13 protein-coding genes and 2 pseudogenes are annotated in these 13,061 nt (G+C 32.6%); 5 read left to right on the top strand and 10 right to left on the bottom strand.

Annotation, left to right across the window (positions count from 1 at the left end; genetic code table 11):
• Positions 1 to 58: 58 nt before the first annotated feature.
• Both IDG60_RS13865 and ald read right to left on the bottom strand, forming a co-directional pair.
• Positions 59 to 157, bottom strand: a complete 99-nt coding sequence (locus tag IDG60_RS13865; RefSeq protein ID WP_001789984.1) for a hypothetical protein — start codon at positions 155 to 157, stop codon at positions 59 to 61.
• A 123-nt stretch (positions 158 to 280) separates the two neighbouring features.
• Positions 281 to 1,399 (bottom strand): alanine dehydrogenase, encoded by a 1,119-nt coding sequence (gene ald, locus IDG60_RS13860; protein WP_000689998.1) that lies wholly within the window; start codon positions 1,397 to 1,399, stop codon positions 281 to 283.
• A 140-nt stretch (positions 1,400 to 1,539) separates the two neighbouring features.
• Here ald and IDG60_RS13855 point away from each other — a divergent pair, with 140 nt between their 5' ends.
• Positions 1,540 to 2,040: a universal stress protein gene (locus tag IDG60_RS13855; RefSeq protein WP_000634175.1), complete on the top strand. Its 501-nt coding sequence runs from the start codon at positions 1,540 to 1,542 to the stop codon at positions 2,038 to 2,040.
• Positions 2,041 to 2,285: 245 nt separating this feature from the next.
• Here the strand turns inward: IDG60_RS13855 and IDG60_RS13850 are convergent, their stop codons facing one another.
• From IDG60_RS13850 to IDG60_RS13825, 6 genes are all read right to left on the bottom strand, one after another.
• On the bottom strand, positions 2,286 to 3,488 hold the full coding sequence (locus IDG60_RS13850; RefSeq protein WP_000040063.1) for an acetate kinase: 1,203 nt from the start codon (positions 3,486 to 3,488) through the stop codon (positions 2,286 to 2,288).
• A gap of 87 nt (positions 3,489 to 3,575) precedes the next feature.
• Positions 3,576 to 4,523 (bottom strand): class I SAM-dependent methyltransferase, encoded by a 948-nt coding sequence (locus IDG60_RS13845; RefSeq protein WP_000840576.1) that lies wholly within the window; start codon positions 4,521 to 4,523, stop codon positions 3,576 to 3,578.
• Between the two features lie 122 nt (positions 4,524 to 4,645).
• Entirely contained in the window at positions 4,646 to 5,140 is a 495-nt protein-coding gene (gene tpx / locus IDG60_RS13840; protein ID WP_000136260.1) for a thiol peroxidase, read from the bottom strand.
• A gap of 97 nt (positions 5,141 to 5,237) precedes the next feature.
• Positions 5,238 to 6,008: a sulfite exporter TauE/SafE family protein gene (locus IDG60_RS13835; protein ID WP_206160809.1), complete on the bottom strand. Its 771-nt coding sequence runs from the start codon at positions 6,006 to 6,008 to the stop codon at positions 5,238 to 5,240.
• A 43-nt stretch (positions 6,009 to 6,051) separates the two neighbouring features.
• Positions 6,052 to 7,275 (bottom strand): tRNA uracil 4-sulfurtransferase ThiI, encoded by a 1,224-nt coding sequence (gene thiI, locus IDG60_RS13830; protein ID WP_000872662.1) that lies wholly within the window; start codon positions 7,273 to 7,275, stop codon positions 6,052 to 6,054.
• Complete coding sequence (locus tag IDG60_RS13825) at positions 7,275 to 8,423, bottom strand: cysteine desulfurase family protein (RefSeq protein ID WP_012840521.1); 1,149 nt, start codon at positions 8,421 to 8,423, stop codon at positions 7,275 to 7,277. The genes thiI and IDG60_RS13825 overlap by 1 nt, the downstream gene beginning before the upstream one ends.
• Positions 8,424 to 8,571: 148 nt before the next feature.
• Here IDG60_RS13825 and IDG60_RS13820 point away from each other — a divergent pair.
• Positions 8,572 to 8,713, top strand: a pseudogene (locus tag IDG60_RS13820) (hypothetical protein).
• A 73-nt stretch (positions 8,714 to 8,786) separates the two neighbouring features.
• On the opposite strand, the gene ezrA reads toward IDG60_RS13820, so the two are convergent.
• Entirely contained in the window at positions 8,787 to 10,481 is a 1,695-nt protein-coding gene (gene ezrA / locus IDG60_RS13815) for a septation ring formation regulator EzrA (RefSeq protein ID WP_000244865.1), read from the bottom strand.
• Positions 10,482 to 10,617: 136 nt separating this feature from the next.
• Here ezrA and IDG60_RS13810 point away from each other — a divergent pair, with 136 nt between their 5' ends.
• Positions 10,618 to 11,082, top strand: a complete 465-nt coding sequence (locus IDG60_RS13810) for a GAF domain-containing protein (protein WP_000207852.1) — start codon at positions 10,618 to 10,620, stop codon at positions 11,080 to 11,082.
• 243 nt (positions 11,083 to 11,325) lie between these two features.
• The gene (gene rpsD, locus IDG60_RS13805; RefSeq protein WP_000090512.1) at positions 11,326 to 11,928 is read left to right on the top strand and encodes a 30S ribosomal protein S4; all 603 of its coding nucleotides are present in this window, start codon (positions 11,326 to 11,328) and stop codon (positions 11,926 to 11,928) included.
• Positions 11,929 to 12,143: 215 nt separating this feature from the next.
• Here the strand turns inward: rpsD and IDG60_RS13800 are convergent, their stop codons facing one another.
• Positions 12,144 to 12,887 (bottom strand): glycerophosphodiester phosphodiesterase, encoded by a 744-nt coding sequence (locus IDG60_RS13800; RefSeq protein WP_000174280.1) that lies wholly within the window; start codon positions 12,885 to 12,887, stop codon positions 12,144 to 12,146.
• Positions 12,888 to 12,966: 79 nt separating this feature from the next.
• Between IDG60_RS13800 and IDG60_RS13795 the strand changes: the two are divergent.
• Positions 12,967 to 13,061 (top strand): annotated as a pseudogene (locus tag IDG60_RS13795) (peroxiredoxin); the annotation flags it as partial.

Genomic DNA, 13,061 nt, shown 5'->3' with positions numbered 1-13,061 from the left:
CATTCTCATTCAGTCAAACACTGCCAATATAACATTGTAGCGCCTAAGACATAAATTTTTATCCAAGTCTAAATGCAATATGTAACAAACAAGCTAGAAACACATATGCAGGTATGTTCATCAGTAACATGTAATGAATCAAATCAATATCATTCATGTTCGATGATTTCTTCGCATTGTTTCTAGCTTTAATTTATCATTATTTAATTTTAATAACCAAGGAGATGATAACGTCATTCTTTAGTACGCTGTAATCCATTCCCTTTTCATCAAATTCAAATTATAATTGTAATGCTTCTTCTACAGATTTATATTCCATTTCAAATGCCTCTGCAACGCCTTTATTGGTTACGTGACCTTTGTAAGTATTTAAACCTAATGATAATGGTTGATTTGATTTAAATGCTTCTCTATACCCTTTATTAGCTAGCATGAGCGCATAAGGTAGCGTAGCATTATTTAAAGCTAACGTCGAAGTACGCGGTACTGCACCTGGCATATTTGCAACTGCATAATGAACCACACCATGCTTAATATATGTAGGATCATCATGTGTCGTAATTTTATCAGTTGTTTCAAAAATACCGCCTTGATCAATAGCAATGTCAATAATAACTGACCCATTTTTCATTTGTTTAATCATGTCTTCTGTTACAAGTCTTGGCGCTTTAGCACCTGGAATTAAAACTGCACCTATTACTAAATCACTTTGTTTAACATACAACTCAATATTCAACGGATTTGACATAATTGTATGTACACGTCCACCGAATAAATCATCTAATTGTTGTAAACGCTTTGGATTAACATCTAAAATCGTAACATCTGCACCTAGTCCTAGTGCAATTTTAGCTGCATTTGTTCCTGCTTGACCACCACCGATAATAGTTACTTTACCCTTAGGTACTCCTGGGACACCACCTAGTAGAATTCCCATACCACCATTAAGTTTTTGTAGGAACTCTGCGCCAACTTGAGCTGACATTCTTCCTGCTACCTCACTCATTGGTGATAACAATGGTAAAGATCGGTCTGGTAACTGCACAGTCTCATATGCAATACTAATTACTTTTCTATCTATCAAAGCTTGTGTTAATTTTTCTTCATTTGCTAAATGAAGATAAGTGAATAATACAAGCCCTTCTTTAAAATATGGATATTCAGATTCAAGTGGTTCTTTAACTTTAATAACCATATCCACATCCCAAACTTTTGCTTGTTCAGCAACAATCTCAGCACCTGCTTCTTTGTAATCTACATCTTCAAAGAACGATCCTGAACCCGCATTTGTTTCCACTAAAACAGTATGCCCACTTTCTACTAAAGCGTGCACACCACTCGGTGATAAACCAACACGATTTTCATTATTTTTAATCTCCCTTGGTATACCAATTTTCATACCATCCACCTCCATAATCATCTTAACGCGAACATTTTGAAAGCGCAATCAAAAATCCACAAAATTGTAAAGGTTATTACACTGACTTTTCCGAAAATTGTGGTAAAATATAATTAAGAAAGAACAAGGAGGCACTTACTATGATTACTTACAAAAATATTTTAATCGCAGTTGACGGTTCACATGAAGCGGAATGGGCATTTAACAGAGCAGTTGGTGTTGCTAAACGTAACGATGCGAAGTTAACAATTGTGAATGTAATTGATTCAAGAACGTATTCTTCTTATGAAGTTTATGATGCTCAATTTACTGAAAAATCTAAGCATTTTGCAGAAGAATTATTAAATGGTTATAAAGAAGTAGCTACTAACGCTGGTGTTAAAGATGTAGAAACGCGTCTAGAGTTTGGCTCTCCTAAATCTATCATTCCTAAAAAGCTTGCACATGAAATTAATGCAGACTTGATTATGAGTGGTACATCAGGCTTAAATGCCGTGGAAAGATTTATTGTTGGTTCTGTATCAGAATCTATCGTTCGTCATGCGCCATGTGACGTGTTAGTTGTTCGTACTGAAGAGTTACCAGCAGACTTCCAACCACAAGTTGCAACAACTCAATTACGTGAAAAATATCAAAATTAAATATAGATGATCATTAGATAACTACTTGATCATTATGAACCAAGTGCAACTTTCTGCACTTGGTTTTTTATTGTTTATAAATAAAACTCACTTAATAATGTTTTCATAATCTTCTTCGACTACTTAATTCTTTAAGATATTCGTGAAAAGAGACATTACACTAGTTAATTTTCAAACAATACAAAAAGCGTCTACCTCCTACATATAATTGTAGCGGAGATAGACGCTTAATATTTATTTAAAAATTATTTTAAACCACCGAATGTCATAACATCACGGGCAATCATACTTTCTTCATCTGTTGGAATAACGACAACTTTAACTGGTGAATGAGGATAGTTAATAAATCCTTCTTTACCACGTAGTAAGTTTTCATTTTTCTTAGGATCCCAGTAAACACCCATAAATTCTAAGCCTTCAAGAACTTTCGCACGAATTTCTACTGAGTTTTCACCGATACCTGCTGTAAATACGATAACATCAACACCATGCATTCTCGCAGCATATGATCCAATATATTTGTGAATTTTAGAAGCAAATACATCTAAAGCCATTTGTGAACGTGCTTTACCTGATTCAGCTTCTTCTGATAAGTCACGTAAATCACTAGATGTACCTGATAATCCTAATAAACCTGATTCTTTGTTTAAGATTTCCAATACTTGTTCAGCAGTTTTACCTGTTTTTTCCATAATAAATGGAATTAAAGCAGGGTCAATATTACCAGAACGAGTACCCATTGTTACACCAGCAAGTGGTGTGAAGCCCATTGATGTATCAATAGATTTACCGCCATCGATAGCTGCAATTGATGCTCCATTACCAATGTGACATGAAATAATACGTAAATCTTCAATTGGCTTATCTAACATTTCTGCCGCTCTTTGTGATACAAATTTATGGCTTGTACCATGGAAACCATACTTACGAATGCCATAATCTTTATAATAATGATATGGCAAGCTATATAGATATGCTTTTTCAGGCATTGTTTGATGGAATGCTGTATCAAAAATTGCCACATGAGGGATATTTGGTAATAATTTACGGAAAGCACGAATACCCATCAAGTTAGCTGGGTTGTGAAGCGGTGCTAATTCGCTTAATTCTTCAATTTCCTTTTCAACCTCATCAGTAATAGCTACTGATTCAGGGAATTTTTCACCACCATGTACAACACGGTGACCTGTTCCATCGATATCGTTAATATCATTAATAATATTATGCGCTTTAAAAGCATCCAACATGATATCAACTGCCTCAACGTGATCCTTGATATCTTGTACTGTTTTAACTTTTTCCCCGTTGACTTCAATTGTAAAAATTGAATCCTTCAATCCGATTCTTTCTATTAAACCTTTTGTTACTAATTCCTCTTCAGGCATTCTAATTAATTGAAATTTTAATGATGAACTACCAGCATTGATAGCCAAGATTAATTTTGACATAAGTAATGATCCTCCATCGTTTGCTTTTTATACTATTTCATTTCTCATTTTATCATTCATACAGTTTTATGACTATACTATTACAGATTATTTTTTAGGACGATTTGTGTCCATCCACTGATTTAACTCTGTCATAAATCCTTGAAATTGTGAAGGATTTTTGAAATCAGGAATATTTGCCAATAATACTTCAACTGGCTTTGTTTCACCCGATTTTTTCTTTTGTAAAATTAATATAGATTTTCGCGCTTTTTCATTTTTAAATAAAGTTGGTGGTAAATTTAAAAATGCTTGCATCTCTGTCTCTGTTGCAATATATTTTTCAAGCTGTTTTACATGTTCACCTGTAAAAATATTACTTGGTACCACTAGAAAGGCATATCCAGCATCTTTTAATGCATTTATTGCTTGTTCTATTAATAAATAATGTGAATAACTATGTCCTTCTTCAAAACCTAGCTTAAACTCCTTACTTCTTTCATCAATTGGATAATAGCCTACTGGAAAATCACCAATAACGATATCTGCTTCTTCTAATGGTAGTGGCATGATGGCATCTTGAGGATACACATCGAAAGGAATTTCTAAGAAGTTTGCTAAATGTACACTAACACGTGATAAAACTGGATCAACTTCAATTAAATGATGCATAACCGCAATTTCAGGTAACACTTCTTTTACAGTAGCACTTAAATGACCGGCACCACTTGCAATATCAACAATATGTAATTCTTCTTGGTTGTTCATAAAACGCTCAACTAAAAATCCTAGTATCAATCCAATTGAATCTGGTGTAATTTGATGATTTGCTTGTATCTTTTCTTCCTGCATTAAACTTAAATATGCAAATTGGAATGCTTTACGTCGATCTTGTAACGTCGATTGTTCTAACAATCCTCTTTCATTGGTATATACTTGTTCCATTGCTAGCCCAAGATTTTCAATAAAACTTTGGCCATTTTCATTATTTAATGTTTTAGCTTTTTCATCTAATGTATGAAACAAGCGTTCCATAATTGTTTGTTGTTCTGCCATATTCGTCCCTCTCCAATAAAAAGTGCCCATAGGTCTTAGCAATCATAGAAAACAATTCTATTTTAATGCTGTTGACAACGATGGACACGATGTATACATTTTAAGATTTATCTCTTTAATGATTAAATATTTTTGTATGCAGCTAAAGCAGCATCAAAATCTGGGAAATCAGTACCTTCACTAACGATTTCTTTATAAACAACTTTATTATCTACATCTAATACAAATACTGCACGAGCTAATAAGCGAAGTTCTTCCATAACAACGCCATAGTTTTCACCAAATGATAAGTCACGGTGGTCACTTAATGTAATGACATTGTCTAAACCTGCTGAAGCGCACCATCTTTTTTGTGCGAATGGTAAGTCTGCTGAAATTGTAAGCACAATCCCCTCTTCTTTAGAAGCTTCAGAGTTGAATTTGCGAGTCTGCTGATCACAAACACCTGTATCAATTGATGGTACCACACTAATTAATTTCTTTTTACCAGCATAATCTGCTAATGTTACTTGATTTAAGTCATTATCTAACACTGTAAAATCAGGTGCAAAATCACCTTCATTAATTTGTTGACCTTTTAAGTGGATTGGTCCACCTTTGAATGTTATTTCAGTCATATACTTGACCTCCTGCATTTTAAAATTCTAACTACATCATACGACAATTTATGGTTTGATTACAATTTTCATGCTTTAATCAAAAGCAAATTTAATTTTATACAAATTGTTGAATATAATCAAAAGCATTTTTTAAAATTAAAATAGCAGTAATAATAATAAATAATACTTTTACATAGCCAACACCTTGTTTGATAGCAAAATGTGCCCCAGTATATGACCCAGCAATCATGCTTGTAGCCATTATTAAACCTATTACATAATCTACTTGTCCTAATACCATAAATAATACAAGCGCACCTATATTAGAAGCAAAGTTCAAAACTTTAGCATTTCCTGCTGCACTTAAAAAATCAAAACCAAAGACTAACAATACAAAAAGCATAAATGAACCTGTTCCCCCACCTACAAATCCATCATAAAAGCCGATTAATATAAAAAGTGCTGCAAATATTATGGCTTTCTTAAATGTAAATTGAGTAAACGTGCGTGTATTGCCCCAATCTTTTTTAAGTAATGTGAATATAAACACCGACGAAAGTGCAATAATGATTAGAGGTTTCAATATTTGTGACGGAACCATCGTTGCAATATATGCGCCACATGCAGATGCCAAAAATACAAAACCAAATAATTTGGCAACAACAAATAAGTCCACTTTACCGGACCTTATAAACTTTATCATACTAGTTAAAGAACCAAATGAACTTGCCAATTTATTTGTACCTAAAGCCACAGATGGTGGTAGACCGATTGCTAATAATGCTGGCGTAGAAATTAAACCGCCACCCCCTACAACCGAATCTATAAACGCCGCGATAAAACCAAATAAAATTATGATTATAATCATCGTTAAGTTCAAATCCATAGTTTAACATCCCCTTATGTTTAAATTTACTCTAGGATTTTATTTATAAAAAGTCATTTATTAATTGGTTTGTTTGCTGTTCTTTAATAGTTTTATAATCACTAGTTATTTCAAGTGTTTCAATATTTTCAACAGCACGATTAATCATCTCTTCAAAATCAAAGACACTTTCATATTGGACTACCTTTTCAAAGTTTGGTTCGGTTACTGGATTTTTAGGGGTGAAAATTGTACAACAATCTTCAAATGGTTGAATAGATGTTTCAAATGTACCAATTTCTTTCGATTTAATAATAATTTCTTCTTTATCGTAAGTTAATAAAGGACGTAATACAGGAGTAGAAGTTACATTATTAATTGCATACATGCTATGAAGTGTTTGACTGGCTACCTGCCCTAGGTTTTCACCATTTACAATAGCTAAAGCCCCTATTTGATGTACTAATTTATCAGCAACACGCATCATCATACGTCTCGTTGAAGTCATTGTATATCTTGGATGTACAACTTTATTTACCTGTTTTTGCAATTCTGTAAATGGTACAATATGCAATTTAATTGGTCCAACACGTTCAGCTAAAATACGTGTCAATTCAATAACTTTTTCTTTTGCTTGATCACTTGTAAATGGTGGACTATGGAAATGAATCGCTTCAATTGTTACGCCACGTCTCATCACTTCCATTCCAGCAACTGGTGAGTCTATACCGCCTGAAAGCATTAGTAACGTCTTACCACCAGTACCAACTGGTAATCCGCCTGAACCCGGAACAACTTCTTCATACATATAAATTGCATCTAATCTAACTTCCACTCGAATTTCATGATCTGGACGTTTGACATTAACAGAAACATTTTCAATTTGTTTCAATACGGTACCACCCAATTCACGTTGTAATTCATACGTATCCATTGGGAAATTTTTATCGGCACGCTTCACATCAATTTTAAATGTGCTGTTTTCTTCAAATTGCTGCGCAAATTTAATTGCCGCTGCACTCATTGCCTCTATTGTTTTTTCTACTTTTAATACTGGACTAATAGATTTAATACCGAAAATTTTTGATAATCGATATGTTATTTCATTTATATCTGCATGGTCTTCAAGTTCAATATACATACGATCTCGTTTGCCTTTAACGACAAACCCATCAAGTCCTTTTAATGACTTATTTACATTATTTCTTAATTGATTTACAAATTTTTTTCTATTTGAACCCTTTAATGTTAACTCCCCGTATCTAACAAGCAAGTGATCATACTTCATTATTTTAGCAACTCCTTAATTTCCTCATAAATGATGATAAATATTTCTTTAAACCTTGCTATATCTTCTTTAGTTGTAGTAGCCCCAAATGATAATCTTATACTACCTTCAATAGATTTGTCTGATAATCCCATTGCAGCCAATACTTCATTTAATTTATTACGTTTAGATGAACAAGCACTCGTCGTAGATATCATAATGTCATATTTTGAAAAAGCATTAACTAATACTTCACCTTTTACGCCAGGAAAACTAATATTTAAAACGAATGGTGAACCTGAAGTTGAAGAATTAATATAAACTCCATGATATTTATTTAAAAATTGACGGACGTCATTATTTAACTCAGTAACAAATGCATTCAATGCTTCAAAGTTTTCATTAGCTATCTTCATCGCTTTAACCATTGCAATATCATTTGGCAAATTAACTGTTCCACTTCTAACGCCATATTCTTGACCACCACCATGGACAGTTGGTTCAACATTTTGAATGTGATTTACAAGTAAGACGCCTTGGCCTTTTAAACCATTAAACTTGTGTCCACTTAAACTAATACTATCTATGTTATTGAGATCCATTGAAATTTTGCCGAATGCTTGAACCGCATCTACATGAAAATGTGCCTTAGGATAATTTTTTATAACTTTAGCCATTTGTGGAATAGGCTGTATTTGTCCAGTTACATTATTTACATACATACATGTTACTAAACCGACTTTGTCTGACACTAATTCTTTGAAGTGTTCTAAGTTAATACTGCCATCTTTCTTTACATCAACATATTTAACTTTAAATCCTTCGTGTGCTTCCAAATATCTTACAACCTCTAATACGGACGGATGCTCTAACACGGATGTAATTATTTCCTTCGCTGTATCAAATTTACGATAGGCAATACCTTTTAAAGCAAGATTATTGGATTCAGTTGCACCACTAGTGAATACAACATCATAATTTGTTTTTGAATTAATCATTGCATTAATTTGGGCTTTTGCTTGTTGTAGTAATTGATTTGCCTGCAAACCAGCTTTATGCGGACTATTCGGATTATAATACATTGATTGATTTACTTTTAAATAAGTATCTAACACTTCTTCAAATGCTTTCGTCGTTGCCGCATTATCTAGATATATCAAAATAAACACTTCTCTTTCATTAATCATCAATCGTTAAAATTGTTTTACTCAAGCATTATACTATTATCCGACAAAAAATAAAGGTTATAGCGCAAAATAATCTTATTTCTACTTATTAAATAAGAATTAGACTATTTCACTCTATTTAAACAGCTGTGTGATTATGCTTTTTTCACTACTTATATTAATTAAAACAACACATTTGATTACGTTTATCTTTAAACAATTGCTATTTATATTTATTGTCCCTTTCATTTATCCATATAAAAAAAGAAGCTAGACAACGTATCGTTGGCTAACTTCAATTATTAAACTCATCAGTCCAATTTGACAGAGTGCTCATATTATTTAAGTATAACTACATACTAGTTTCTATTGCTTAATAACTTCTTCTTCAATATGTTTAGTGACACCTGGCTCAACACTTTCAAGAGCTTGCTCTGCAATTTCAATCGCACGCTTATAGCGATTATTTTTAAATAATCGTTCAGCTTCATTTAAGCTCTTATCAACATTGCTATAGTCCTTACGATATCTATTTCCATATTGAATTAATTTCTCTGCATAAACAGCATTAACAAGAACATCATTTGCTTCATCTTCAAATGTATTCATTTGAATCACAATTTTAGACACTTTATCTTTTAACTGTTTAACGTGTATTGGACGTTCACTAAATTGTTCGTTAACATCACGAACTTCATGATCAATTTCATTTTTCATGATGATAAACCTTTCAGGAACGCTTGTTAAGTTAGAAGCAAGTAATCGACGATACACTTCTTCTTTCTTCGATTGTACTCGTAGCAGATTGTCTTCTGCTTCTGCTTCATCTTCACGCAATTGAATCAGATGATTTTGTAGCTTTTCTTGTTTGTCATTAATAACTGTGACATGATCTTCTAAATATTGTAAATTATCCTGAACCTCGCTATATCGTACAGCAGATTTAGACATTTCTTTTAAAATATCATCATATACAGAAATTAAACTTTGAATTTCATTTTCAAATTGACGAACACTTTGAGCATCAGATTCATTTATATAGTAGTTTTCACGTACATATTCAATTTCTGTTTGCAATGTATAATTCATGTCTTTAGCTTTGAATAAGTTATCCGTAATGATATCTTTTGTTTCTTCGACATCATTTTTAGCTTTAACTTCATGTTCAATTAAATCATACATGTCATCTAACTTATCATTGATATTAGCTAGTTTATCATTAGCTTCTTCTAATTCTAAGCGGCTAATTAATGGTTCAACGAAACTAAGCTCTGTTTTTAAGCTTTGTAATGTACTGTCTACTTTTACGTGATCCAGATCATACCCTTCAACTTTAAGATCACGGCAACCATATTTTAAATCTTGGAATTGACCAGGTAATTCTTTTTGAGTTTCTCTAATTAATTCTGGTATTTCTTCCATATAAGATCTTAGCTGTTTCATTTGTTCATTCAAGGCAGCTATATGGTTGTGCGCTTGTACATAATTACCATCAGCTTTTAGTACTTCATATTGCTCTAACCTTGGCTCAAACTTTTCAATTTCAGTTTCAAGTAGACTTGCTGCCTCACCAAATTGATGACGATTTGCTAAAACATCACGTTTCATTTCACGATAATCAACCTTACATTTGTCATATAATTCATCATTATCTTTGTATAACGCAATAATTTCATTTACATCTTCTAATTGTTGCTGATAGCTTTGTTCGTAACTATCCATCAACTCATTTGCATCATCAATTTCACTTTGAGATGCGTTGAAACTAAATTTATCTAATAAAGCCTCAGCATTATGGATTTTTTCTTCCACAGGAGCTAGATACTTATTTGTACTTTCTACGTTGTCCTTTTTCATTGCATCGTATTTCGTTTTTGTTTCACCTTTTAAATTCAACTTAGATAATTGTGCAAGGTTTTGATCAAAAGGTAACGTCTCAATTTCATTTTTACGTTCGATTGCTTTTTCAATAATTTGTCGTTTATTTGAACGTAAATAGAATAATACACCTACAGCAATCAATATAATCACAATTATTGCCAAAATGATATATAACACCATATGCTTCTCCTCCTAATTTATCATTACTATTATAACGTAATTTTGCTTAAGGATAAATTATAAAATGAATTTATTGCCATAATATTTTCGAAATTCTATACTATTATAAAATCTATGAAAATAAGAGGTTTTAAATATGACAACAATTAACCCAACAAACTACACATTATTAAAGAAACAAGCAGCAAGCCTTATTGAAGATGAACATCATATGATTGCGATTTTAAGTAACATGTCTGCCTTATTAAATGATAATCTAAATCAAATTAATTGGGTTGGCTTTTACTTATTGGAACAAAATGAACTTATACTTGGACCTTTCCAAGGACACCCCGCTTGTGTCCACATTCCAATTGGAAAAGGTGTATGCGGTACAGCCGTTTCAGAACGTCGTACACAAGTTGTAGCTGATGTCCATCAATTCGAAGGACATATCGCTTGTGATGCTAATAGTAAGTCTGAGATTGTCGTTCCAATTTTCAAAGATGATAAAATTATCGGCGTCTTAGATATCGATGCCCCTATAACGGATCGATTTGATGACAATGACAAAGAACATCTTGAAGCAATTGTTAAAATTATTGAAAAGCAACTCGCATAAAAGGACATCAGCATTTTCAATAAAGTGTTGACAGTTAGCAGGAAAATGTTACAATAATCTTTGTGTGAATTAACGAAAGTAGCAGTTGTATATTATTGAGCGCTATGTTGTTCCCAATGCGGACGTGTCACGTAACTGTCGCTATAAGGTGAAGACACATAAAACAATATATCTTAGTAAGCATGCAACACTCTTTTTTGTTTATTCATAACAACAAAAAAGAATTAAAGGAGGAGTCTTATTATGGCTCGATTCAGAGGTTCAAACTGGAAAAAATCTCGTCGTTTAGGTATCTCTTTAAGCGGTACTGGTAAAGAATTAGAAAAACGTCCTTACGCACCAGGACAACATGGTCCAAACCAACGTAAAAAATTATCAGAATATGGTTTACAATTACGTGAAAAACAAAAATTACGTTACTTATATGGAATGACTGAAAGACAATTCCGTAACACATTTGACATCGCTGGTAAAAAATTCGGTGTACACGGTGAAAACTTCATGATTTTATTAGCAAGTCGTTTAGACGCTGTTGTTTATTCATTAGGTTTAGCTCGTACTCGTCGTCAAGCACGTCAATTAGTTAACCACGGTCATATCTTAGTAGATGGTAAACGTGTTGATATTCCATCTTATTCTGTTAAACCTGGTCAAACAATTTCAGTTCGTGAAAAATCTCAAAAATTAAACATCATCGTTGAATCAGTTGAAATCAACAATTTCGTACCTGAGTACTTAAACTTTGATGCTGACAGCTTAACTGGTACTTTCGTACGTTTACCAGAACGTAGCGAATTACCTGCTGAAATTAACGAACAATTAATCGTTGAGTACTACTCAAGATAATACGTTCAATACAAACACCCACAATTGTGGGTGTTTTTTTTATTAATTTAAAAATGATAGATTCAAAATTATATGGAGCTACCCTATTTTACAATCAACTTAGAATTTACAAGTCTTATTTGTTTAATTATCTTTAGTATTTCATCATTAGTTTTTAAAATTATCAATTGCGATATACGAATCCTCATCCCTCTATCAAATTACCATTCATCGTCTCACTTAATAAATAATTTCGGATTATCTGTAATTAATCCATCTACACCCATTTGTCTTAATTTTTCTCCAGTTTTCAATTTATTAACTGTGTATGGCATAACCTGTAATTGATGATGATGTGCTTTATCAACAAATTTTCTGGCCACTAATGCATAATTAGGATTAACATAACTAGCAATTTGAGCAATTCTTGAAAAGTTTGGCTTTTTATACCAATAATTACGTTTACTACAAAGCACACCTAATTCATATATACTGCCCAATGTGTTTAACTTTTCGATGCATTCGATATCAAAAGATTGTATAACTACTTGTGTCGCATCGACTTTCTTTTCTTCCAAAAATGCCAGCAATTTACATTCTATTTCTGGATATAAATTCGGACTTTTCAATTCAATCAATAGCTTTTTATCATACTTTAAGCATAATGAAAGTACTTCATCTAACGTGGGTATTCGTTCTCCCTTAAAAGCAACATCTTTATAACTACCAAAATCAAATGATTTTAATTGCGATAATGTGTAATCAGCAATACGCCCCTTACCATCCGATGTTCTATCAATTGTTTCATCATGTATCACAACAAAATGTTGGTCTTTGGTCAAATGAACATCTATTTCTAACATAGCAACATTGAGCCCCATTACCTCTCGATAACCGACCATTGTATTTTCAGGAAAATCACTCGGTAATCCACGGTGCGAAACAATTTGTAATTCATCTTTCAGTTTATTCAGAGTCATTGATAAGTCACCTTTCTGTTAAACTTTGATAAACTATTCTAAAATTAAACTATCACAATTATATTGGAGGTTAAAGCAATTGCATCAACATGACTTTAAAGTCCAAACTTCTTGGCAAGGTGGTCGTAACAATGTCGGAAACGTTCAAGGCGACATACTTTCAGAGAATATTTC

The sequence above is a fragment of the Staphylococcus sp. EG-SA-2 genome, from assembly GCF_017152085.1.
This window is presented reverse-complemented; position numbering and strand designations above follow the sequence as displayed.

Excerpts from the sequence above, each read along its gene's own strand:
- IDG60_RS13865 (WP_001789984.1), bottom strand. The coding sequence starts at position 157 with ATGAATGATATTGATTTGATTCATTACATGTTACTGATGAACATACCT.
- ald (WP_000689998.1), bottom strand. The coding sequence starts at position 1,399 with ATGAAAATTGGTATACCAAGGGAGATTAAAAATAATGAAAATCGTGTT.
- IDG60_RS13855 (WP_000634175.1), top strand. The coding sequence starts at position 1,540 with ATGATTACTTACAAAAATATTTTAATCGCAGTTGACGGTTCACATGAA.
- IDG60_RS13850 (WP_000040063.1), bottom strand. The coding sequence starts at position 3,488 with ATGTCAAAATTAATCTTGGCTATCAATGCTGGTAGTTCATCATTAAAA.
- IDG60_RS13845 (WP_000840576.1), bottom strand. The coding sequence starts at position 4,523 with ATGGCAGAACAACAAACAATTATGGAACGCTTGTTTCATACATTAGAT.
- tpx (WP_000136260.1), bottom strand. The coding sequence starts at position 5,140 with ATGACTGAAATAACATTCAAAGGTGGACCAATCCACTTAAAAGGTCAA.
- IDG60_RS13835 (WP_206160809.1), bottom strand. The coding sequence starts at position 6,008 with ATGGATTTGAACTTAACGATGATTATAATCATAATTTTATTTGGTTTT.
- thiI (WP_000872662.1), bottom strand. The coding sequence starts at position 7,275 with ATGAAGTATGATCACTTGCTTGTTAGATACGGGGAGTTAACATTAAAG.
- ezrA (WP_000244865.1), bottom strand. The coding sequence starts at position 10,481 with ATGGTGTTATATATCATTTTGGCAATAATTGTGATTATATTGATTGCT.
- IDG60_RS13810 (WP_000207852.1), top strand. The coding sequence starts at position 10,618 with ATGACAACAATTAACCCAACAAACTACACATTATTAAAGAAACAAGCA.
- rpsD (WP_000090512.1), top strand. The coding sequence starts at position 11,326 with ATGGCTCGATTCAGAGGTTCAAACTGGAAAAAATCTCGTCGTTTAGGT.
- IDG60_RS13800 (WP_000174280.1), bottom strand. The coding sequence starts at position 12,887 with ATGACTCTGAATAAACTGAAAGATGAATTACAAATTGTTTCGCACCGT.